The sequence below is a fragment of the Brenneria sp. L3-3C-1 genome (assembly GCF_016456245.1).
Lineage (GTDB): Bacteria > Pseudomonadota > Gammaproteobacteria > Enterobacterales > Enterobacteriaceae > Brenneria.
Map to the genome: position 1 here is coordinate 105805 of NZ_JAEMHF010000006.1, position 23258 is coordinate 129062.

General features: G+C 53.3%; 16 protein-coding genes. 7 read left to right on the forward strand and 9 right to left on the reverse strand.

The window, feature by feature from the left end; genetic code table 11:
- Position 1: 1 nt before the first annotated feature.
- The 4 genes from rluA to JG725_RS13280 all read right to left on the reverse strand — a co-directional run bounded on the left by rluA (position 2) and on the right by JG725_RS13280 (position 7968).
- On the reverse strand, positions 2-655 hold the full coding sequence (gene rluA / locus JG725_RS13265; protein WP_172290763.1) for a bifunctional tRNA pseudouridine(32) synthase/23S rRNA pseudouridine(746) synthase RluA: 654 nt from the start codon (positions 653-655) through the stop codon (positions 2-4).
- A 137-nt stretch (positions 656-792) separates the two neighbouring features.
- Complete coding sequence (gene rapA, locus JG725_RS13270; RefSeq protein WP_172290762.1) at positions 793-3696, reverse strand: RNA polymerase-associated protein RapA; 2904 nt, start codon at positions 3694-3696, stop codon at positions 793-795.
- 181 nt (positions 3697-3877) lie between these two features.
- Positions 3878-6244, reverse strand: coding sequence for a DNA polymerase II (locus JG725_RS13275; RefSeq protein WP_172290761.1), 2367 nt, complete (start codon positions 6242-6244; stop codon positions 3878-3880).
- A gap of 146 nt (positions 6245-6390) precedes the next feature.
- On the reverse strand, positions 6391-7968 hold the full coding sequence (locus tag JG725_RS13280; protein WP_172290760.1) for a sensor domain-containing diguanylate cyclase: 1578 nt from the start codon (positions 7966-7968) through the stop codon (positions 6391-6393).
- Positions 7969-8551: 583 nt separating this feature from the next.
- On the opposite strand from JG725_RS13280, the gene JG725_RS13285 reads away from it, so the two are divergent.
- From JG725_RS13285 to JG725_RS13310, 6 genes are all read left to right on the forward strand, one after another.
- Positions 8552-9688 carry an ABC transporter substrate-binding protein gene (locus JG725_RS13285; protein WP_172290759.1) on the forward strand — a complete coding sequence of 379 codons (1137 nt, stop codon included), beginning with the start codon at positions 8552-8554 and terminating at the stop codon, positions 9686-9688.
- A gap of 105 nt (positions 9689-9793) precedes the next feature.
- The gene (locus tag JG725_RS13290) at positions 9794-10693 is read left to right on the forward strand and encodes a branched-chain amino acid ABC transporter permease (protein WP_172290758.1); all 900 of its coding nucleotides are present in this window, start codon (positions 9794-9796) and stop codon (positions 10691-10693) included.
- 59 nt (positions 10694-10752) lie between these two features.
- Entirely contained in the window at positions 10753-11736 is a 984-nt protein-coding gene (locus tag JG725_RS13295; protein WP_370541749.1) for a branched-chain amino acid ABC transporter permease, read from the forward strand.
- On the forward strand, positions 11723-12505 hold the full coding sequence (locus JG725_RS13300) for an ABC transporter ATP-binding protein (RefSeq protein ID WP_330529048.1): 783 nt from the start codon (positions 11723-11725) through the stop codon (positions 12503-12505). The genes JG725_RS13295 and JG725_RS13300 overlap by 14 nt, the downstream gene beginning before the upstream one ends.
- Positions 12498-13193 carry an ABC transporter ATP-binding protein gene (locus tag JG725_RS13305; protein WP_172290755.1) on the forward strand — a complete coding sequence of 232 codons (696 nt, stop codon included), beginning with the start codon at positions 12498-12500 and terminating at the stop codon, positions 13191-13193. The genes JG725_RS13300 and JG725_RS13305 overlap by 8 nt, the downstream gene beginning before the upstream one ends.
- A gap of 198 nt (positions 13194-13391) precedes the next feature.
- On the forward strand, positions 13392-14162 hold the full coding sequence (locus tag JG725_RS13310) for a DedA family protein (protein ID WP_199378406.1): 771 nt from the start codon (positions 13392-13394) through the stop codon (positions 14160-14162).
- A gap of 112 nt (positions 14163-14274) precedes the next feature.
- Here the strand turns inward: JG725_RS13310 and JG725_RS13315 are convergent, their stop codons facing one another.
- Positions 14275-14580, reverse strand: a complete 306-nt coding sequence (locus JG725_RS13315; RefSeq protein WP_172290753.1) for a DUF2645 family protein — start codon at positions 14578-14580, stop codon at positions 14275-14277.
- A 624-nt stretch (positions 14581-15204) separates the two neighbouring features.
- Between JG725_RS13315 and JG725_RS13320 the strand changes: the two genes are divergently transcribed.
- A complete protein-coding gene (locus tag JG725_RS13320) occupies positions 15205-17403 on the forward strand; it encodes a LamG-like jellyroll fold domain-containing protein (RefSeq protein WP_199378408.1) in 2199 nt (732 codons plus the stop codon).
- Between the two features lie 127 nt (positions 17404-17530).
- Here the strand turns inward: JG725_RS13320 and ilvN are convergent, their stop codons facing one another.
- The 4 genes from ilvN to adhE form a co-directional block, all read right to left on the reverse strand.
- Complete coding sequence (ilvN, locus tag JG725_RS13325; RefSeq protein WP_172290749.1) at positions 17531-17824, reverse strand: acetolactate synthase small subunit; 294 nt, start codon at positions 17822-17824, stop codon at positions 17531-17533.
- Between the two features lie 4 nt (positions 17825-17828).
- A complete protein-coding gene (gene ilvB / locus JG725_RS13330; protein ID WP_199378410.1) occupies positions 17829-19493 on the reverse strand; it encodes an acetolactate synthase large subunit in 1665 nt (554 codons plus the stop codon).
- Between the two features lie 116 nt (positions 19494-19609).
- On the reverse strand, positions 19610-19714 hold the full coding sequence (locus JG725_RS13335) for an ilvB operon leader peptide IvbL (RefSeq protein ID WP_109052446.1): 105 nt from the start codon (positions 19712-19714) through the stop codon (positions 19610-19612).
- A 293-nt stretch (positions 19715-20007) separates the two neighbouring features.
- Positions 20008-22692, reverse strand: a complete 2685-nt coding sequence (gene adhE, locus JG725_RS13340) for a bifunctional acetaldehyde-CoA/alcohol dehydrogenase (protein WP_199378412.1) — start codon at positions 22690-22692, stop codon at positions 20008-20010.
- Positions 22693-23258 lie beyond the last annotated feature (566 nt).

The window sequence follows — 23258 nt, forward strand, 5'->3', positions numbered from 1 at the left end:
TTTAAAAGTCCGCCTCACAGCGGAAGTGCATCGGCGTTTTGAAGGCGGGATGCAGAATGCACAGTTCCTGTGCGTGGAGCAGCAGACGGGGCGCCAGCGCTTTGGCGTCGGGAGGCGCGTAAAAACCGTCGCCCAGAATCGGGTGTCCCAGCGCCAGCAGATGAACGCGCAACTGATGAGAGCGCCCGGTGATAGGCATCAGCTTAACGCGGGTGGTGCCGTCGCGATCGCGGGACAAGACCCGGTATTCGGTCTGCGCGGCTTTCCCCTGCTCAAAACAGACTTTCTGTTTGGGACGGTTCGGCCAGTCGCAAATCAGCGGCAGGTCAATCAATCCCTCATCATGTTCCATTAATCCCCAGACGCGGGCGATGTAGGATTTTTTGGGTTCGCGTTCGCGAAATTGACGCTTTAACTCCCGCTCGGCGGCTTTGGTCAACGCCACAACGATCACCCCGCTGGTGGCCATATCTAAACGATGGACGGACTCGGCGGCGGGATAATCGGCCTGAATACGACGCATCACGCTATCTTTGTGCTCCGGGGCGCGGCCGGGAACGGAAAGTAAGCCGCTGGGCTTATTCACCACGATGATGTGTTGATCCTGATACAGGATGTGCAGCCAGGGATCGGTTGGGGGGTTGTAGGGTTCCATCGATAGTGCCTTTCTTCAGATTGCTGATAAACCCTTTCCCGGCCGGCGATATCGGCTTTCGCCTTTGTCAGAGGCGGCGCGCGATATTCGCTTTTCTCCCCGTAAGGGGGAGGCCGGGGCGGGGTTAATACATACGCTTACTGATGCGTCACCACCACCAGACGAATGGCGTCCAGACGCCAGTTTGCCTGATGAAGATTACTCAGCACCTGCTCACGCTGATTTTCCAACGCGCTTAATTCATCTTCACGGATGTTGGGGTTCACCGCTTTGAGCGCTTCCAGACGTTCCAGTTCACGGCGCAACTGCTGGTCGGCCTGCTGCTGCGCGTCGGTAATCAACTGGCGGGCCTGCTCGGCGACCAGCGGTTCGGCCTGTTGCAGCATAGCATGCACATCGGCCTGCACCGCATTCACCAGCTTGCTCGACGTATGGCGGTTGACGGCGCTGAGCTGGCGGTTGAAGCTTTCAAACTCCACCTGCGCGGCCAGATTGGTTCCTTTGCGATCCATCAGCAGACGAACCGGCGTCGGCGGCAGGAAGCGCGTTAGCTGCAAGTGTTTCGGCGCCTGGGCTTCCACCACATAAATGAGTTCCGCCAGCAGCGTACCGACCGGCAAAGCTTTGTTTTTCAACAGCGACACGGCGCAACTGCCGGTATCGCCGGACAAAATCAAGTCCAGCCCGTTGCGGATGAGCGGATGTTCCCAACTGATAAACTGCGCGTCTTCACGGGATAAGGCCTGCTCACGATCGAAAGTGATGGTGCAGCCGTCCTGCGGTAAGCCGGGAAAGTCGGGCACCAGCATATGGTCGGACGGCGTCAGAATAATCAGATTGTCGCTGCGATCTTCCTGATTGATGCCCACGATATCAAACAGATTCAGCGCAAAGGTGACCAGATTAATGTCGTTATCCTGCTCGGCGATCCCCTGCGCCAGAATTTGCGCCTGTTCACCGCCGTTTGAATGCATTTCCAGCAGACGATCGCGGCCTTGCTCAAGCTGCTGTTTCAACTGTTCATGCTGCTGTCGGCAGATATGGATAAATTCATCCAGACCCTGCTGTTCGCCCGGGATGGTCAGGCGTTCGATCAACTGCGCGTAGTGGGCGTCATAAATGGCGCGGCCCGTCGGGCAGGTATGCTCAAACGCGTCCAGCCCTTCGTGATACCAGCGCACCAGCAATGCCTGGGCGGTATTTTCCAGATACGGGATCAGAATCTGGATTTGCTGTGTCTGACCGATACGATCCAATCGTCCGATACGCTGTTCCAGCAGGTCGGGGTTGAACGGCAGATCAAACATGATCAGATGGCTGGCAAACTGAAAGTTGCGGCCTTCGGAACCGATCTCCGAGCAAATCAGCACCTGCGCCCCTTCTTCTTCCGACGCGAAATAGGCGGCGGCCCGGTCGCGCTCAAGAATGGATAGCCCTTCGTGAAAAACGGCGGCGCGAATCGCTTCACGGGTGCGCAGCACCTGTTCCAGTTGCAGGGCGGTGGCGGCCTGAGCGCAGATCACCAGCACTTTTTTGTCGCGGTTGGCGGTCAGATAGTCGAGCAACCACTCGACGCGGGGATCAAAATTCCACCAGGTGGCGTCGTTCCCTTCCAACTGTTGATAAATCTGCTCCGGGTACAGCATCGCGCGTGCCCGGGCTTCCGGCGTTTTGTTGGCGCCCATAATACCGGACACCTTGATCGCCGTCTGGTACTGGGCCGGCAACGGTAGACGGATTTGATGCAGAATACGCTGTGGAAAACCTTTCACGCCCTGACGGGTATTACGGAACAGCACACGGCTGGTGCCGTGGCGATCCATCAGCATGGTGATCAGTTCCTGACGCGCCCGCAGGTTGTCTTCGCTGTCGCTGTTGATCGCTTTGAGCAGCGGTTCGATATCCTGTTCGCCCAGAAGCTCGCTTAGCGCGTTCAACTCCGGCGTTCTGGCCTTTTCTCCCGCCAGCAACAGCGTTACCGCATCGGCAACCGGACGGTATTGCCGCTGTTCGGCGACGAATTCGTGATAGTCATGGAAGCGATTGGGATCGAGCAGACGCAGGCGGGCAAAGTGACTCTGCTGACCCAACTGTTCCGGTGTGGCGGTCAGCAGCAGCACGGCTGGAATATTTCCGGCCAGTTGTTCAATCGCCTGATATTCGGGACTGGCTTGTTCTTCGCTCCAGGCCAGATGATGGGCTTCATCCACCACCAGTAAGCCCCAGTCGGCATTGACCAACTGCTCGAAACGTTGCGCATTGCGCCGTACGAAGTCCAGTGAGCAGATGACCAGTTGTTCGGTTTCAAAGGGATTGCTGCTGTCCAGTTTCGCTTCGGCGTAGCGTTCATCGTCAAACAGCGAGAACAGCAGGTTGAAACGGCGCAGCATTTCCACCAGCCATTGGTGCTGCAAGGTTTCCGGCACAATGATCAGCACGCGTTCGGCGCGGCCGGCCAGCAGTTGCTGGTGGATAATCATGCCGGCTTCGATGGTTTTGCCCAGCCCGACCTCGTCCGCCAGCAGTACGCGCGGCGCGTGGCGTTGTCCGACCTCGTAGGCAATGTGCAACTGGTGCGGGATCAGGCTGGCGCGCATGCCGCGCAGTCCGCCCCACTGTTGCAGCGCCTGTTCATTTTGGTGCTTGCGCGCGCGGTAACGCAGCGCAAAGCGATCCATACGATCGATCTGACCGGCAAACAGGCGATCCTGCGGTTTGTTGAAAGTCAGCTTGCTGTCCAGCAGGATTTCACGCATTTCAGCCGCAGAGTCATCATCCAGACGCTGGCCGCTATAGATCAGCAGACCCTTCTCATCGCGTACGCTGTCCACCTTAAGCTGCCAGCCTTCATGGCTGGTGACGGTATCACCGGGGTTAAACATCACCCGGGTGATGGGCGCATCGCTGCGGGAATAGAGTCGGTTTTCACCGCTGGCAGGGAAAAGCAGGGTTATCATGCGGGTATCGACTGCAACCACAGTACCCAATCCAAGTTCGCTTTCCGTGTCGCTGATCCAGCGCTGACCAAGTGTAAAAGGCATAAATTCTTAGCTCGATTTTTGTCTGTGTCGGGATAGTGTCAGGTTATGCTTTGCTATTGGCGCGGTATGTCCGGCGCCAATAAGATAATGGTGTTGTTGATGTCAATTGAGAAAGGGCGTTATGGTAATGGAAGGCGGCGCGTTCGTCACCTGCTCAAAAGCCGTGAATCGATACCGAGGGTTAAAATAATCCCATCTGTCCGGTAATCAGTGTAGCAAAATCATCGTGAAGAAAAGGAAGAATGGCATCCGCGACAGGTTGTAGCTGACGTTCGACGTAGTGCTGATAATCCAGCGGCGAGCGCCGGGTTTCCAGCGGTTCCGGCCCGTTGGTGGTGATGACGTAGCTAATCCAGCCGCCATTCTGATATTGCAGCGGCCGCCCCTGTTGGCGGTTGTAGTCATCGGCGATCCTGGCTGCTCGTGCATGGGGCGGTACGTTGCGCTGATAGTCGTCGAGCCGGCGGCGCAGCCGCTTGCGGTAAATCAGCAGCGCATCAAATTCGCCGTTCAAGGTTTTACCGACATACTCCCGCAGCCATTCCTGATAAGGTTTTTGCTGAAAAATCAGCAGATAAAGCTGCTGCTGAAATTGTTGCGCCAGCGGCGTCCAGTCCGTTCTAACGGTTTCCAGCCCTTTAAACACCATTTTCTCGCCCTGTGGCGTGGCGATCATCCCGGCGTAGCGTTTTTTGCTGCCTTGTTCAGCGCCCCGGATGGTGGGCATCAAAAAGCGGCGGAAGTGGGTTTCAAATTCCAGTTCCAGCGCGCTGGTCAGTCCGTGCGTTTGCCGTAAATGCGTTTGCCACCACTGATTAACCTGCCGTACCAGCTTTTTACCGATGACGGCGGCTTCCTGCTCCGTGTGCGGACGTGTCAGCCACACGAAGGTGGAGTCGGTGTCGCCATAGATTACCTGATACCCTTGCGCTTCAATCAGTTCACGCGTTTTGAGCATAATTTCATGGCCGCGCAGGGTGATGGAAGAGGCCAGTCGGGGATCGAAAAACCGGCACCCGCTGGCGCCCAGCACGCCATAAAAGGCATTCATGATGATCTTCAGCGCCTGCGACAGCGGTTTGTTGTCGGTGCGTTTGGCGGCCTCGCGCCCCTGCCAGATGTGTTCGACAATGGCCGGCAGGCAATGCCGATCGCGGGAAAACCACGCCTCGCGAAAACCCGGGACGGAATGCTGTTCATCGGGATGTAGCATCCCGACGGCCAGACCAACGGGATCGATAAGAAAAGTGCGGATGATGGCGGGATACAGACTTTTGTAATCCAGCACCAATACCGAATCGTACAGACCGGGGCGGGAATCCATCACAAATCCTCCCGGGCTGGCTTCCGGCGCGACTTCGCCCAGATTCGGCGCCACAAAGCCCATCCGGTGCATGCGGGGCAGATAGAGATGGGTAAAGGCGGCGACGGAACCTCCGCTGCGATCGGCGGCCAGACCGGTGACGCTGGCGCGTTCCAGTAAAAAAGGCAGTAATTCCGTTTTGGCGAAGATGCGTGTCACCAGCTCGCAGTCTTGCAGGTTGTAGCGAGCGAGGGCCGGTTTATCTTCGGCGAAGCGGCGGTCGATTTCATCCATCCGTTGGTAGGGGGTATCGATGGCTTTACCTTCGCCCAGCAACGCCTGCGCGACGAATTCCAGACTGAAGGAAGCGAAATTCCAGGTGGCGGATTTCAGCGCTTCAATACCATCAATAATCAACCGGCCGGCGGCGCTGGCGAAAAAATGCCCTTGTTTGAAGCCGTGTTCACGCCACTCGAGTTCGTTGCCGTCACGGCCCAGCAGCAGCGGGATACGGTAGCGCTCGGCATGTTTTTGCAACACCCGCAGGTCGAATTGCACCAGATTCCAGCCGATAATAGCGTCAGGATCGTGCCGTTTCATCCAGTGATTCAGTTTTTCCAGCAGTTGCGGACGACTGGCGACATACTCTAGGGTGAAATTATCCGTATCGACGGCATGACCGTTATCCGGGCCGAGCATATAAACCTGACGCTGCCCGCAGCCTTCCAGACCAATACAGTACAGCTCACCGTGTCGATTGGTTTCGATATCCAGTGAAACCAGTTTCAGGTTGGGACGATAGTCGGGATTGGGTTTCATGCGTACCTGAGTCAACAGGCCGGATGAGGCCGGTTCGCCGCTTAACCAGACGGGGGCGGTAATAAAGCGCTCCATCAGGAAACGGTCGGGCGGGCGGATATCCGCTTCATAGACCTGAACTCCGCCTTCACGCAGGATTTTTTCCAGCTTCAGAAGCTGGCGATATTTAGGGCAGTAGAGTCCCAGCAACGGCTGGTGATGGAAGTTTTGCAGCGCCAGCGGCCGTAGCCGCCACTGGTTTTCCTGACTTAATAATACGCTGGCCTGAGCCTGTTGCGCTTCAGGGATAAACGCCACGGCCTGTTGCGCGGGCAGGCGCGCCTGTAGCGGGCCGTCATCGGTAGCCAGCCAAAATTCCACCTGCATACCCGCCGGGGTGTCATGCCAGTGGCGGGTAAGGAGAAAGCCCTGACGCGTCTCGGTCACTCAGACTGCCTTTTCGTTGGTTATCACCGGAGAAAGATGATTAAGTATGGTTATTTATACAGTTGATGTCCAGTCGTTTGCATACCTCTCCCGGTGGCCGGATTAAAGAGAATTGCGGGTTGATTAAAACAAACTATCCCACGGATTCAGGCGGCGTCAGCGGCGGAGATCACCCGATTGCGGCCTTGCTGTTTGGCTTTATACAACGCTTTGTCCGCCATTTTAAAGGCGCGTTTTATGGTGATTTCCTGCGTGTCCGGCAGCCACATTGAGACGCCCAACGAAATAGTGATCTTGCCGACGGTCGGGATCGTGGCCTGCTGTGTGGTGTTGCGCAGGCGCTCGGCAATATCCACTGCGGTCTTCATATTGGTTTCCGGCAATAAAATCAGAAACTCTTCCCCGCCGCTGCGACATAAAATATCGGTATCACGGGAGCTGGAGCGAATGAGTTGCGCAAGATATTTAATCACGCTATCGCCGGCATCATGACCGTAGGTGTCGTTGACGCGTTTGAAATGGTCGATATCCAGCGCGACGATGGCGAAACTTTTCTGGCCGATCAGCCAGTATCTCAGGATGCTCTCCAATCCCCGGCGATTGAACAGCCCGGTCATGGGATCGGTTTGCGCTTCATAGCGAAGCTTGCCGATTTTTTTCTGTAGCAGCTCGATGCCGATCAACATCGCCTGCTTGAGCTGCGTGGCCTCAAAATACCAGGAGTGGATTTTCCTGATGTCGTCGGACACATTGAGTGAGTCCATTTTATTGGCGCTGCGGGCCAGCAGCCACAGCGGCTGGGCGATGAGCCGGGCAAGCAGCCAAACGCAGAATAGCGTCAGAATAGCTAACGGCAGAGTATGCTGTAACACATTAAGCATCAGGCTATCCAGGGGCTTTAACGTTTCGCTTATTGGACGCAGCACCAGCACTTCCCAGCGGTTGGCGGGAACCACGGCGTATCCGACAAGCGCCTTTCTTCCCTGACTATCCGTCATCTCCCGGCTGCCATTGCGCTCTGTGCGGCTATCGATTATCGGGCTATTGCGGACGACGACGCCGATCTGCGTGGGATCTTTGTGGTACAAAATTTTTCTGTAGTGGTCGGTGACATAGATATAAGAACCGTCCCGATAATAGTGACGCTCAAGCAATGCATTAAGAATACTGGGTTTTTCCAGATGAATAGAGCCGCCGATAAACCCTTTGTAGCGTCCGTCCCGGGTAAATATGGGGGCCGAGACCAGTACGATCAGGTTATCGGTTACGGAAAAGTAAGGTGAGCTAATCAACGCGCTCTTTTCCTGCAAGGCCCGTCTTACGCCGGCGGTAGTCACCTTTTTTCCCATCAATTGCAGTCGGTCGGGAAAGGTCGCCTTGACCACACCGTGTTCGTCGACAATCGATACGGTGTTAAAACTACCGCTCTGTGACCCGATACGTCTGGCTTCCTCGTTCAGCCTATCGCTGTCATCCATTCGATCCGCGATCGTGCTGGTGCTGTAAGATAACTGTTGCAGCGATGTTTTGAAGAAGACATCGGTGATGGCCGCCAGCTTGGTGGCGTAAACGCGATTGGCTTCCAGTGTATTGTCGATCAGCAGTTGGCGCTGCACGCGATAACTGGCATGAAGACTGTTAACTAACATAATCAGCGCGCTGGTGACGGCTAGCAGCAGGATAAGTCGCCGTAATCCGATGCGATTGGACAGTTTTAACAACATAGTGGGTTGATTGGCGCGGTGATAAAAATAGTCGGTATCATAAGTACTGGTTTATAGCCTGTAAATTCTGGTCAGTATAGTCATCCAATCGGGTGGGATTATAAATTTTTTGACAACGCCCCATGCAGTAAACCTTTTCCCCTATGTTTTAGCATAAAAAGTGGTAAATGGCATATTTAAAGGAATTATCACTATAAAATCATGCTTCCGTAACATGGAGTTGAATAAAAATAATATCCTACATTCATAAGAAGAGGGTATTGCCCACCCGCGATGAAAGATTGATTTCCTTATAAAATATCGTCATTAACCTCAACGCACTTTTTAAAAGCAACCGCGAAACAAAATGGTGCATTCCACTTCATCCCTTTTCTCTACCGTTATTTTCTTGGTGGATAGTAATGGATTTTTTCTTTTTTTATTAGAGTGTTAACAATTATTTCGTTGTTCTGGCACATTTATTGCTGATTTTAATTCCGCCAACAGAATATATCCCTGTGGCACTTTTGAGACTCTCACAGTCAGATGTACTGCTTTATTCCACAACTCGGATTTGAATCTCTCACTATTAAAAGAGGCGATCATGAATAACAATTTTGTCAGAGTAACGGTAGCTGCTGCATTTGTTTCCTCCGTCATCTGTGCCAACAGCGCGCTGGCGGCTGAAGTAAAGATAGGGGTGGTTCTGCCTCTGAGCGGGGCGCTTAGCGGTTATGGACAACCTTCTCAAAAAGGCGTTGAGCTGATTAATAGTCTGGAGCCGACGCTGAAAAACGGCGATACGATCAAACTTGTCATCATTGACGATAAAAGCGACAAGGTTGAAGCGGCCAACGCCATGCAGCGTCTGGTTTCCAGTGATAAAGTCGATGCGGTGATCGGCGAGGTGACTTCAACCAACACCATGGCGATGACCAAAATGGCTGAAGACACCAAAACGCCGCTGGTTTCCCCGACCGCCACCAATGACCGTGTGACCCGTAATCGCCAGTATGTCAGTCGCGTGTGCTTTTCCGATAGTTTCCAGGGGGTGGTGGGGGCCAATCTGGCATCGCGCGATTTAGGCGCGAAAACCGCCGCCATCATGTTTGATAGCAGCAACGACTATTCCGTCGGTCTGGCAAAATCCTTCCGCACCCAGTTTCTCAAAAACGGCGGCACCATTGCGGTCGAAGTTCAGGCTCCAGGCGGCAGTAAAGATTTCAAAGCCCAGCTTTCCACCATCAAAGCTAAAAATGTCGATATGATTTATATGCCGATCTATTACACCGAAGGGGCGTTGATCGCGGTGCAGGCCAAACAACTGGGGCTGAAAGTGCCGGTTGTCGGCGGTGACGGGTTGGCGGCCGATCCGGTGTTCTTCAAGCTGGGACAGGATGCGGTTGAAGGTTATATGACCACCGACTACTACTCGCCGAATGCCAAAGATCAGACGCCTGAAGGTGAGACGTTTATCAAAGCCTGGGAAGAAAAATATAAAGAACCGACCCATACCTGGGGCGCAATGACCGCTGACGCTTACAAAATGATCGTCAACGGGATGAATCAGTGCAGCGATCCTAAAGACCGTGTTTGCGTCAATGAGAAAATCCGCGCCACCAGCAATTTCTCCGGCATTACCGGCACGCTGACGCTGAAAGATGGCGACGCGATCCGCAGCGCCGTCATTAATGAAGTCAAAGATGGACAATTGGCCTTCAAGACGGTGGTCAACCCTTAAGATATCCCTTTCATCTTGCAAAACACCGGGGGCGTCAGCCCCCGGAAGCGGGCAGGATAGCCCGTCATAACCTCAAGTATATAAAGGCCAATAAGGATTGAATTTATGGATGCTGCTATTTTCTTCCAGCAGGTGGTTAATGGCATGAGTCTGGGCAGTATGTATGCGCTGATTGCGATTGGTTACACCATGGTTTACGGCGTATTACGACTGATCAACTTTGCTCATGCCGATATTATGATGGTGGGGGCGTTTCTTGCCCTGTTTGGTTCAACCACCTTTGAACTGCCTTTCGGGGCGGCTATTTTATTCGCCATTCTCTTTTCGGCGTTGCTGGGCGTGTGTATCGATCAGATTGCCTACCGTCCTTTGCGCCAGGCGTCCAAAATATCCATGCTGATTACCGCCATCGGCGTCAGTTTCTTTTTAGAGAACCTGTTCAACGTGTTGTTCGGCGGCAGCCCGCGCTTCTTTGCGGCGCCTGATTTCTTCAATCAAACCGTCTCGTTCTGGGGCATCATTATCACCAATGTCGCCTGGCTGGTGCCGCTGGTGACGCTGGTTTTGCTGGGCTGCATTCTGTTTATCCTCTACCGGACCCGGCAAGGGATGGCGATCCGCGCCGTCGCTTTTGATGTCAATACCGTCCGCCTGATGGGGGTGGACGCCAACCATATTATTGCTTTTGTTTTCGCTCTGGGAAGCTCGCTGGCGGCGCTCGGCGGGATCTTTTACGCCACCAGCTACCCGACGATCGATCCTTTAATGGGGGTTTTGATTGGCCTGAAGGCGTTTGCCGCCGCCGTGCTCGGTGGGATTGGCAGCGTCACGGGAGCGGTGATCGGCGGCTTTATTCTGGGCTTCACCGAAGTGGTTGCCGTGGCGGTATTTCCTGAACTGGGCGGATATAAAGACGCCTTTGCGTTTCTGTTTCTGATTCTGGTTCTGCTATTCAGACCGGTGGGCATTATGGGTGATGAAAGACTGGAAAGGAGCCGTTTCTGATGAAAATGCCAACAAATTCATTTTCGCTGTTAACCGGCTATGTCGCGTTATTTGTGATCATGCTGCTGGTGCTGTTTACATTGCAGAATGTATTTGACGATTACATCCTGCGTATCGTCTGTAATATTTTTATTTTTATGATCCTGGCGGTGAGTTACAACCTGATCAATGGCGTCACCGGACAGTTATCCCTGGAGCCTAACGGTTTTGTCGCCGTCGGCGCCTATATTACCGCCATCCTGTTGTTAAGCGCGGACACCAAGCTGGAAATGTATGAGATGGCTTCCCCCAGCGCGTTGGTGCTGGCGCTGCATACCTCTTTCTTGCCCGCGTTGATTATCAGCGGGATCTGCGCCTCGCTGTTAGCCGTGTGTCTGGCGTTCCCTGTCTTTCGCGTGCGCGGCGACTATCTGGCGATTGTGACGCTGGGGTTTGGTTTTATTATTAAAATTCTGGCCATCAATAACCCGCAAATCACCAATGGCGCCATCGGGCTGAATGAAATTCCTCAGGCCGGCAACATGCTGTACTGGTGCGGTTTTATTGCCCTTATCGCTGTGCTGCTTATTTTACAGATTGTGTATTCAAAATACGGGCGGGCGATGAAAGCGGTGCGTGATGATGAAGACGCCGCCATCGCCATGGGCATTAATACCTTCAAAATCAAAACCTGCGCCTTTGCCACCAGCGCCTTTCTGGAAGGGATCGGCGGCGGTTTGCTGGCTTCGCTGCTGACGATTATTTCCCCCGATCTGTTTGATTTTATGCTGACGTTCCAGTTGCTGATCATCATTGTCCTGGGCGGGCTGGGCAGTACCAGCGGCGCGATTCTGGGGACGATTGTGGTGGTGGGCAGCGGAGAATGGCTACGTTTCCTGGATCAGCCGCTAAGTCTGTTTGGCGAGAACTTGGGCGCTTACCCCGGTTTACGGATGGTCGTTTTTTCATTGGTACTGCTGATTATTATGCTTTTTGCCCGCGAAGGGTTGCTGGGTAAGCAGGAAATCTGGGAAGTGAAGAGGAAGCGCCATCATGGAAAATAAGGCTATTCTCAGCGTTGAAAATATCATTATGCAATTCGGCGGCTTACGCGCGATCGACGACGTCAGCTTTACGCTGAATCAGGCGGAAATATTCGGTCTGATTGGCCCGAACGGCGCGGGGAAAACCACGTTATTTAATGTGATTACCTCGAATTATAAACCGACGTCGGGAACGGTGATGCTGGGTAATGAAAGAATTACCGGATTAAAACCGAATCAGGTGGTCAATCGCGGCATCGCCCGCACGTTCCAGAATATTCGTCTGTTCAATTCAATGACGGTGCTGGAAAACGTATTAATCGGTTTCGATCGCGCCATTCGTTATTCCTTTATCGAAGCGGCATTGCATATGGGGCGCTTTTTCTCGGCGGAAAAACAGGCTAAAGCGCAGGCGATGGAGATCCTCGACTATATCGGTATCGCGGAGCATGCGCATTTACTGGCAACCAATCTGAGTTACGGGAATCAGCGTAAAGTCGAGATTGCCAGAGCGTTAGCCACGTCACCGGCGTTACTGTTACTGGACGAGCCGGCGGCGGGCATGAACCCAAGAGAAACCAATGAACTGGCGCAACTGATTTTTAAAATGCGTGAAGATTACAAATTAACGGTATTGCTGATTGAACATGACATGTCTTTTGTTAACACCCTGTGTGAACGGGTATTGGTGCTTGATTATGGCAAACCGTTATTCAGTGGCACTACCCATGAGGCAATTAATAATAAAGAGGTGATTGCCGCGTATCTTGGAGATGTCGATTATGCTTAAGGCCGATGATCTACGGGTATTTTATGGGCTGATTCAGGGATTAAAGGGGATTGATATTGAGGTCAATAATAGTGAAATCGTCACCCTGATCGGCAGCAATGGGGCGGGGAAAACCTCAACACTCAACGGTATTATCAATCTGGTGAAATCGACCGGGCAGGTGAATTTCCTTAATGAAGATATCTCCCACAGCCTGACGCATCAGATTGTGCGTAAAGGGCTGGCGCTGGTGCCGGAGGGGCGAAAGGTTTTCACCAACCTGACCATTGAAGAAAACCTGCGCATGGGAGCGTACAACAACCCGCTTAATTTCAATCACCTGAAAGATAAAATGTATACGCTGTTTCCGCGCCTGAAAGAGCGTCGCAGCCAGTTGGCCGGCACCATGAGCGGCGGCGAGCAACAGATGCTGGCGATTGCCAGGGCGTTGATGAGCGAGCCGGTACTGCTGATGCTGGATGAACCAAGCCTGGGGCTGGCGCCGAAGATTGTGGGCGAAATGTTCAATATTATTAAACAATTGCAAAAGGAAAATATCACCATCCTTTTAGTTGAGCAGAACGCCACGGCGGCGCTGAAGATTGCCGACCGCGCTTATGTGCTGGAAAACGGTCAGATTGTTCTGAAAGGGCAGGCGCAGGCTATTCTGGCCAACCCGGAAGTGAAGAAGATGTATCTGGGGGGCTAAATTTTTCTCCGCCGTCCCATCCCCCGCGCAGGCGGGGACCCGCGTTTGCCGGCAGTTTCCCGTCATACCCGCAGGCGCGGGCATGACGGGACTGCGATGCATATGCGGCATTCGCTTTCCCCATACTGAAAATGACCCGTTGACGTTATCCGCCAAGATCCAGACAATCCATTTTTTATCAACAACGAGCTGGGGTTTATGGAAGCGTGGCTGGATCATCTGGTTACTCAATCATTAGCGTATTCATCGATCGCCATTATGCTGGTAGCCTTTCTGGAATCGCTTGCTCTGGTCGGTCTGTTGCTGCCGGGCACCGTGATGATGGCAACGTTGGGAGCGCTGATCGGCAGCGGTCAGATAGGGTTATATCCGGCGTGGCTGGCGGGTATTGTCGGTTGTTTGCTGGGGGATTGGATTTCCTACTTCATTGGCAGACGGTTTAAGCAACCGCTGCACCAATGGTCTTTTCTGAAAAAGCATCAAACGTTGCTTCGTAAAACGGAGCATGCCTTGCACCGGCATCCGGTTCCGACGGTGTTGATTGGGCGTTTTGTCGGGCCGACGCGTCCGCTGATCCCGATGGTCGCCGGCATGCTGGGTCTGCCGCCTCATAAGTTCGCCGTACCGAATATCATCGGTTGCCTGCTGTGGCCGCCGGCGTATCTTTTACCCGGTATATTGGCCGGCGTGGCGATTGATATTCCCGCTGGCGTTAACAGCAGCGGTTTTAAATGGCTATTGCTGGTTACCGTGTTACTGGTGTGGATCGCCGCGTGGTTAAGTTGGCGCTGGTGGCGAGGCGATAAACGCAAAAAACGCGACTGGTTCAGCAAACGGCTGCCGCTGCGCCGTTTACGCTGGGTTGCCCCGTTGACGCTGACGGCGGCGGGCCTGAGCCTGGTCATGCTGATACAACATCCGTTAATGCCTGTTTATCGCCACCTGCTGTGGCAGGTGTTGCAGGGGTGATAAAATCGGGTTTTAGGTCATTTTATCCCTATAATGCCCGTTCACTGTTTGCTTATATTGCAACAGTGAACGGACATATTAGCGGAAAATCACCGTGTGTTGTTAATGGTAATCAGCAGAGATGGAGTCTTATAAAAAAACGCCATGCCCAGAACAGCAATAAAAAAAAGGTCAGTATATTTATACTGATATCTCTAAATTTTTTCCTGAAACTTAACAGTAGAAAAGGAAAAACAAAAAAAGCGAATGAAATCGTTCCAGTAATATCTCTAGTGTCATCAACAACAAACGCCCTGAAAGCCATGCAGGAATTTAATATCTCTTTGCCATCAATATAAATATCCTCTTCAAAAGAGGAAAGTAAATATATTGCAACGCAGCAAAACGTAAAAAATAAAATCCATCTATATCTTAACATGTTAGTTCATTCTTAAAATTTTATATATAGACTCTTTCTTCTCAAGAATTCGTCTGCCATAAGCACTATACTCTCGTTCTGGTGAACCAACCGGCGATGATATCGACTTCAAAAAATCTTTCTTCTTTCCCATTCTTGTTATGATAAACGCTAAGATGTTGCTAGTGTTTCTTTGCGGTTTACTGAGTGCAAGCCTATAAATAGATAACACGAATATCACATTATGAAAATATTATTTCCAACAAATGTCAATTATATTATTAGCATGTTAATAATTAATTTAATTAAAAATCATTGGAATAACGACCAAGGATAAACTCTCCGAAAATACTTTCCCAAAATTAAAAAAGACAGAGGCGCGTCTACCATTCCGATCTACCGCTGAAATGATACCGTAGTTCTCATTTTCTCAATTTATCTCAGCGATAAAACTCCGCCACCTGCTGTGGCAGGTGTTGCAGGGGTGATAAAATCATGTTTACTATAATCGGGTAATAAAGGAGATGCTGTACTCACGGGATGTCGGAAGACAGGAAAGCGGTTCGAAACGAATCCCTGGGATTTCAAGGATAATCAAGCGACGGGGCCTAAATGCCAGCGTCCGGATTAATGGAGAAAACTATCATGGTATCAAAGGATTACCTACCGCCTATCAGCGATCAGGATGTGTCTCGGTCAGAAGAAACCGTCAATATGCCTCGTCGGCGACAGCTCTTAAAAGGCGGTATTTCCGCCGCATTGATGGGGACGCTGTACGGACGGCTTATATCTACAGGAAGCCTTGCCCTGGCGGTCGCCGGCACGGAAGTTGCGGCAGCCGAACGGAATTTTGTTCACCCTGGTTTGTTGCACACGGAAGATGACTTTGCGCTTATCAGAAAGAAAATCGCGGTTTCCGCACAACCCTGGCTGGATGGATGGAACGCTTTACTGTCGGACGGATATTCTCAGCCCGATCGCGCGCCGAGGCCGGTGGAAACGGTGGTTCGTGGCGGAACTGGCAATAACTACGCTCAACTGCATGGCGATATACAACGGGCCTATCAACTGGCGGTACGCTGGAAAATCTCTCAGGACGCACGCTATGGGGATCAGGCGGTGGCTTACCTCAATGCTTGGTCATCCACGCTGAAAACCCTCACCGGCAACGCCGATCGCTATCTTGCGGCGGGTATCTACGGCTATCAGTTCGCCAATGTCGGCGAGATTATGCGCACCTATCAGGGCTGGTCGTCCAGCGATTTAGCGCGCTTTCAAGAAATGATGCTTACGGTGTTCTACCCGCTTTCGTCACGTTTTTTGCGCGAACATAATGACGCTGAAATAACCAACTACTGGGCAAATTGGGATCAGTGCGCCATTGCCTGCATTCTGGCGACCGGCGTGTTGTGCGATCGGCCGGATATCTATGCAGAGGCGGTGAATTATTATAAATACGGGCAAGGTAATGGCGCGGCGCTTCAGGCGGTTTATCACGTCCACCCCGGTTATCTTGGGCAGTGGCAGGAGAGCGGGCGCGATCAGGGGCACTGTACGCTGGGTATCAGTCTTGCCGCCGCATTCTGCGAAATGGCCTGGAATCAGGGCGATGATATGTACGGCTATGACAACAACCGTTTTCTGGCTGGGGCTGAATATGTCGCCAAATCTAACCTGAAAGCAGGGAGCGGCGAGTTTTATACGTTGCCGTGGCTCGACTATAGAAATCGGCATGGATTGGCGGTAGGGATTTCTCCCGCCGGACAGGGCAACGCACGGCCGACCTGGGAGTGTGTTTATCATCACTATGCGATGCGCAAGGGTATCGCCGCGCCATATGTTCGCAAGCAGGCGGCACTGATGTACCCGGAAACCAACAATCGCAATGGCGATCAGCTCGGTTTCGGCACGTTGCTATTTTCACGCGAACAGCAGGCGCCTTCCCTTTCGCCTTCCGGTCTGACGGCATACCTGCGCGGTGATAGCGTGGTTTTATCGTGGTGGGGCGTCATTGATGCGGAACGCTATCAGGTTAAGCGATCCACCGCGGTTAATGGCGACTACGTGACGATTGCCGCCGATATTAGCGATCCGCTGACCTATGAAGATACGGATATTGCCGGCGCTTCCGAATACTTTTATAAGGTAACCGCAGTCGTTGATGGCGTGGAAAACGCGCCTTCGCAGGCGGTCGGCGTCGGTATAAAGGCAAAGACGATCTTCCAGCTCGATTTTGATGAAGCTTCCGGGCGGGTTGCGTCGAACCGCATCGCAAATCAGGGCAATGGCGAACTGGTTGGCGGCGCCAGTTGGGGAAGCGGCATGAGCGGCAGCGCCGTTGTGCTCGACGGGGCTGGCGGTTACATCAATCTTCCGGAAGGGCTGCTTGCGTCGCTCGCCGACTTTACAATTGAAACGCGATTTTACGCTGATAGGCAAAGCAAATGGGCGAGAGTGTTCGACGCCGGCTCCGGCCCTCGCCGTTGGATGATGTTAACGTTGGAAGGCGGAGATGGCAGGCCGGAATTCGGCATCTCTACGGTGCATAGCTACGATACTCAGCGGGTGGCGTCGAATGTGACAATGCCGGTAGGGCGGTGGGTGCATATCGCCGTTACGCTGTCCGGCAAGGTGTGCACATTATATCTGGACGGCGTGGCGGTGGGCCGCAATGATGAGTTTACGTTGGCGCCCTATCATCTGGGGCCGGAAAATAACACCTACCTCGGGCGCTCGCAATATGAGGCTGATCCTTATACCGCGGGGCGTTATGACTATTTTAAGATTTGGCATGGCGCGCTTAACCCTGACGAGATTACCGCGTTGAGTGAGGGACGGGGGTAAGCTTCTATTCACAAAGCCGCCTGGTTACAGGGTCTTAACACCTTGTGACGGCTGGTTTTAGAGGTTTTTCCGATTATGCGTGAGCGCCGCAGGCGGTCATTTAACCACGACGCCTGCGGTTCGCTCATCAGCGATAAAATTCCGCCACCTGATCAAAGATGCGCATTTCCTCGCCGTGGCGGCGCACCTGTATTACATCTTCCAGTTTTTCCACCTGGCTTATCATCTGTTGCAGGCGCTGATCGTCTTGCACCAGCAGCCAGATGCGGCTTTCGTCGCCCCCGGCCAGCGGCATACATAAGATCCCTTCGACATTAAATGCCCGGCGGGCAAATAATCCGCATACGTGAGACATCACGCCAGGGTGATTGCGTACCGATAGCTCCAGCGTCACCTGCGTTGAGGTTGATTGATTTAGCATGGCATTAATCTCCAATCATATCGATGTTGGCAGCGCCCGGCGGCACCATCGGATAAACTTTTTCATTCACGTCAATCAGCGCATGAATCAACGCCGGTCCCGGGCGATTCAGCGCGTCGGCCAATGCGGCCAGGGGATCTTCCGCCGCGTTCAGATCGCAGGTGGAAAACCCGAAACCCGCGGCGATCGCCAGAAAGTTGGTGCGGTAGCGATAATCCGCCGCAAAGATATGCTGTTTAAAGAACAGATCCTGTTGCTGATGAACCAAACCGAGTGACTGATTATTCATCAAGATGATTTTTATATTCAGCCCTTCTTCTGCGGCGGTCGCCATTTCCTGAATGTTCATCATCAGGCTGCCGTCGCCGGAAAAACACACCACGATGCGTTCCGGTTCGGCCAGCGCCGCGCCGATCGCCGCGGGTAAACCAAACCCCATGGTGCCCAGCCCGCCGGAGGTCAGCCACTGTCGCGGTCTGCGCAGCGGATAAGACTGGGCGACCCACATCTGATGTTGACCGACGTCAGTGGTAATAATCGCCTCGTCCGTCAGCGCCTGCGCCGTGGCCTGTACCAATCCGTAGTGGCTTAACGGATCGTCCGCGCCCGGCATGCTGAATGGGAATTCACGTTGCAACTGACCAATCGCCGAATGCCACGTCTCACGCTGCCGGGGCTCGATCAACGGCAGTAATTGATCCAGCGCCTGCACTACGTCGGCATGTAAGGCGACATGAGGCTGCCTGATTTTCCCCAGTTCCGCCGCATCGATGTCGATATGAATGATGCTGGCGTCCGGGCAGAACTGCTCCGCTTTACCGATCGCCCGGTCATCGAAACGGGCGCCCAGCACGATTAACAAATCCGCCTGCTGTAAAATCAGATTGGTTGAGCGTGCGGCGTGCATCCCTAACATGCCCAGCGACAGTGGATGATCGACGGGCATCGCCCCTAATGCCATCAGCGTCATGGTGGTCGGCAAGCCGGCGCGTTCCGCCAGTTGGATGGCCTGTTGATGCGCGGATGCGCTGATAATCCCCCCTCCCAGATAGAGTATCGGGCGTTGGGCGGCATTGATCATGGCAGCGGTCTGCTCAATTTTCTGCCGATCGATAGCCGGAGGAATATCGTTCAGGGTTATCCCCGGCAATTCATCCAACTCGATTTCAGCCGTTTGTACGTCTTTGGGAATATCGATCCAGACCGGGCCGGGACGGCCGGACTGCGCAATGCGAAATGCTTCCGGGATCACGCGCGGCAAGTCTCTGACATCACGCACCAGATAGTTATGTTTGGTGATGGGAATGGAAATACCGTAGGTGTCCACCTCCTGAAAGGCGTCGGTGCCGATCATGCCGGAAGGCACCTGTCCGGTAATGCACACCAGCGGGATAGAGTCGAGTTTGGCATCGGCGATGGCGGTGACCAGATTGGTCGCGCCGGGACCGCTGGATGCCAGGCAAACGGCGGCGCGTCCGCTTGCCCGCGCCATGCCTTGGGCCATAAACCCCGCACCCTGTTCGTGACGCGCCAGCACATGGCGTAGGGTTTTACTTTGACCGAGTGCATCATATAACGGCAGAGCCGCGCCACCCGGAATACCTGCGATGGTCGTGATGCCCTGTTGTTCGAGCAGCCGAACGATCAGCTGAGCGCCTGTATAACGCATATTTATATCCTTCATCAGGGCCGGTGCGGTATCAGAGCGGGGAGGGTAGAGACAAGAAACCCCGCTCGGCTGGCGCCGGCGGGGTTTGGGAATCTTTAGACTTGATTCGGAACCCGTTACGGCGCGCTGCCGACGACGACGACCACCACCACGCGCACGACGACGACCGCGTCAACATGCGCGGTGCTTAGTAGTGCTGAAGTGGAAGAATAGTGCGTCACGGGGATCCTGTTATTAACGGTTAAATCACTTATCCATATAATCACAGGTGGTGAAAAGGACACAATACCCGCAACGAATAAAACCCTAAAATTCGCGTTGGATCACACTTGGCGACTCTTGGCCGCCGATGTCGGATAAGGGGGAACCGAACGAACGCCCCGCCAGCTTGAGTGGTTGACATTAGCCAGCAGGGAGAGACGGCATGAACAACCGTCTCGTCCCGCCGTACTTCTCGCCAGTGGGCGTCATGCGGTGTTCAGCATGGCTTCCACTGGCGTGTGCGGATGCGTTGTCAGCCTTTCGTTTTCCCCTTTTTGCCGTTACCGGCCGCTTTCGGCGCCGTGGCTGATCGATCTGCGTTGATGGGCGTATCGCTATAGGAACGACCATAGTAGGTATCAAGCAGAATCTGCTTAAGCTCAGAGATTAACGGATAACGCGGGTTGGCGCCGGTACACTGGTCATCGAACGCGTCTTCGGACAGTTTATCCACCTTGGCCAGAAAATCCGCTTCCGGCACGCCGAAGTCGCGAATGCTGGCCGGGACATCCAGCGCCGCCTTGGTTTCCTCCAGCCAGGCCAGCAGTTTGTCAATTTTCTGCCCCACGTCGTCGCCAGAGGCGCTGAGCGCAAGATGATCGGCAATCTCTGCGTAGCGTTTGCGCGCCTGTGGAAAACCGTATTGGCTGAATGTCGCCTGTTTGGTCGGTTTGTCGGTCGCGTTATAGCGAATGACATTGCAGATCAGCATGGCATTGGCCAGCCCGTGTGGAATATGGAATTCGGAACCCAGCTTATGCGCCATGGAATGGCAGACGCCCAGAAAGGCGTTGGCGAAGGCGATGCCGGCGATGGTCGCCGCGCTGTGCACTCGTTCGCGTGCAATCGGGTTTTTCGCCCCTTCCTGATAGCTGACGACCAGATAACCGTGCAGCAGCTTCAGCGCCTGTAACGCCTGCCCGTCGCTGAATTCGTTAGCCAGCACCGACACATAGGCTTCCGTCGCGTGGGTGACCGCATCCAGACCGCCGAATGCGCACAGTGATTTCGGCATATTCATGACCAGGTCGGCATCCACGATCGCCATATCCGGCGTTAACGCATAGTCCGCCAGCGGATATTTCACCCCGGTGGCATCATCGGTGACGACGGCGAACGGCGTTACCTCAGAACCGGTGCCGGAAGTGGTGGCGATGCAGATCATACGCGCTTTCACCCCCATTTTCGGGAACGAGTGAATGCGTTTGCGGATATCCATAAAGCGCAGCGCCAGATCCTCGAAGCGGGTTTCCGGGTGCTCATACATAACCCACATCAGTTTGGCCGCATCCATTGGGGAGCCGCCGCCGAGCGCGATGATTACATCTGGATTGAAGGCGTTAACCTGCTCAGTTCCTTTACGCACGATGCTCAGTGTCGGATCGGCCTCGACCTCGAAGAATACTTCGGTGGCGACACCCTGTTGTTTCAGGCGCGATATCACCCGATCGGCATAACCGTTATTGAACAGGAAACGATCGGTGACGATAAATACGCGTTTCGCACCATCGCGGACGACTTCCGCCAGTGCGACAGGCAGCGAACCGCGCCGGAAATAGATGGATTTGGGAAGTTTATGCCACAACATATTTTCCGCTCTCTTGGCTACGGTTTTTATATTGAGAAGATGCTTAGGCCCCACGTTTTCCGAGACAGAGTTGCCTCCCCAGGAGCCGCAGCCCAGCGTCAGAGAAGGCACCAGGTTGAAGTTGTACAGATCGCCGATGCCGCCGTAGGAGGTCGGTGAATTAATCAGCACCCGCGAGGTTTTCATCCTGTCACCAAAGTAAATGACACGGTCAGCGTGGTTATCCTGATCGGTATACAGGCAACAGGTATGGCCGATCCCCTCCAGGTTGAGCAGTTTTTCAGCGATGTCGACCGCTTCGTTGAAATTCTGCGCCCGATACAGCGCCAACGTGGGGGAGAGTTTCTCGTGAGCGAAAGGTTCGGATTCATCGACTTTGGACACTTCGCCGATCAGCACCTTGGTATCAGGCGGAACGCTAATCCCGGCCATTTCGGCAATTTTCACCGCCGACTGCCCGACGATGGCGGCATTTAACCCGCCATTTTTTCTGAGGATGCCGCCTACGGCCGCCAGTTCCGCACCTTGCAGGATATAGCCGCCCTGAGCGAGAAACTCCGCGCGTACCTGGTCATAAATATCCTTGACCACGACGGCAGACTGTTCGGACGAACAGATCACGCCGTTATCAAAGATTTTCGACATCAGAATGGAGGCGACGAACCGTTTGGCATCGGCGCTTTCGTCCACCACCACCGGCGTATTTCCGGGGCCGACGCCGATGGCCGGTTTTCCGGAGCTGTAGGCCGCCTTCACCATCCCCGGCCCGCCGGTGGCCAGGATCAGGTTAATGTCCGGATGATGCATTAACTGGTTTGTCAGCTCGATGGTCGGCTCGGCGATCCAACTAATGATATCCGGCGGGGCTCCGGCGTTAATCGCCGCCTGTAGGACGATGTCGAGCGCCTTGTTGGTGGCGTTTTTCGCGCGCGGATGCGGCGAGAAGATAATGCCATTACGCGTTTTCAGGCTGATAAGCGCTTTGAAAATGGCGGTGGAAGTTGGGTTGGTGGTGGGAACGATGCCGCAGATAAGACCGACGGGGGCGGCGATGGTAATGGTGCCGTAGGCGTCGTCCTGCGACAGGATGCCGCAGGTAATCTCGTTTTTATAGGCGTTATAGATGTATTCGGACGCGAAGTGGTTCTTGATCACTTTATCTTCCACAACGCCCATGCCCGATTCTTCCACCGCCATTTTCGCCAGCGGAATGCGAACGGCGGCAGCGGCAAGCGCAGCAGCGTGGAATATTTTATCCACCTGTTCCTGCGTATAGTCAGCGTAGATGCGTTGGGCTTTTTTCACCCGGGAAACCAAAGAATCAAGATAATCATTTTGTGTAACGGCCATGGTAGTCTCCAATTAAGCAATATATTTGCCAGGAACTTCCCCTAAATAAGGCAACAAGAATCAGATAACGACATACTACGTATGATTGCCTGAGTCTTTGCTGCCACCTCTGCGACATGGACTTAAAAACAGACGCCGAGAATAAATATGTTTCGTACCAAAATGACGATATAGATAATAGCCAGCTTATTATTTTTATTTGAGTTAATTTATAAGGGCGTCAGATAGGACGGGCTAAGACATTTCCATCATCAATGCTAATTGGCTTATTTTTTTATATTGTTGATTTTAATTAATTTTTATGGGTGTTCCGTTTGTTGTTATGCCGCTTGGCGGATCTTACGGATTTTCTTTCGGCTGTCGCCTTCCGGCATATTGAAATCTGTTGGTATAACGTGAGTAATAAAAACAAGGCCAAAATAAGAAGGGCGCAAGACATCTTTTTACGAAAATTTAACGGAATAATTAATCAAAAAAAGATATTATTTACTTCCAATAAAGACGGTAGTTCCATGATTATTTAATATGTGAAAATGGTTACGCTGCGCTATATTTCTTGTTCAGCA

Excerpts from the sequence above, each read along its gene's own strand:
- rluA (WP_172290763.1), bottom strand. The coding sequence starts at position 655 with ATGGAACCCTACAACCCCCCAACCGATCCCTGGCTGCACATCCTGTAT.
- rapA (WP_172290762.1), bottom strand. The coding sequence starts at position 3,696 with ATGCCTTTTACACTTGGTCAGCGCTGGATCAGCGACACGGAAAGCGAA.
- JG725_RS13280 (WP_172290760.1), bottom strand. The coding sequence starts at position 7,968 with ATGTTGTTAAAACTGTCCAATCGCATCGGATTACGGCGACTTATCCTG.
- JG725_RS13285 (WP_172290759.1), top strand. The coding sequence starts at position 8,552 with ATGAATAACAATTTTGTCAGAGTAACGGTAGCTGCTGCATTTGTTTCC.
- JG725_RS13290 (WP_172290758.1), top strand. The coding sequence starts at position 9,794 with ATGGATGCTGCTATTTTCTTCCAGCAGGTGGTTAATGGCATGAGTCTG.
- JG725_RS13295 (WP_370541749.1), top strand. The coding sequence starts at position 10,753 with ATGCTGCTGGTGCTGTTTACATTGCAGAATGTATTTGACGATTACATC.
- JG725_RS13305 (WP_172290755.1), top strand. The coding sequence starts at position 12,498 with ATGCTTAAGGCCGATGATCTACGGGTATTTTATGGGCTGATTCAGGGA.
- JG725_RS13310 (WP_199378406.1), top strand. The coding sequence starts at position 13,392 with ATGGAAGCGTGGCTGGATCATCTGGTTACTCAATCATTAGCGTATTCA.
- JG725_RS13315 (WP_172290753.1), bottom strand. The coding sequence starts at position 14,580 with ATGTTAAGATATAGATGGATTTTATTTTTTACGTTTTGCTGCGTTGCA.
- JG725_RS13320 (WP_199378408.1), top strand. The coding sequence starts at position 15,205 with ATGGTATCAAAGGATTACCTACCGCCTATCAGCGATCAGGATGTGTCT.
- ilvN (WP_172290749.1), bottom strand. The coding sequence starts at position 17,824 with ATGCTAAATCAATCAACCTCAACGCAGGTGACGCTGGAGCTATCGGTA.
- ilvB (WP_199378410.1), bottom strand. The coding sequence starts at position 19,493 with ATGCGTTATACAGGCGCTCAGCTGATCGTTCGGCTGCTCGAACAACAG.
- adhE (WP_199378412.1), bottom strand. The coding sequence starts at position 22,692 with ATGGCCGTTACACAAAATGATTATCTTGATTCTTTGGTTTCCCGGGTG.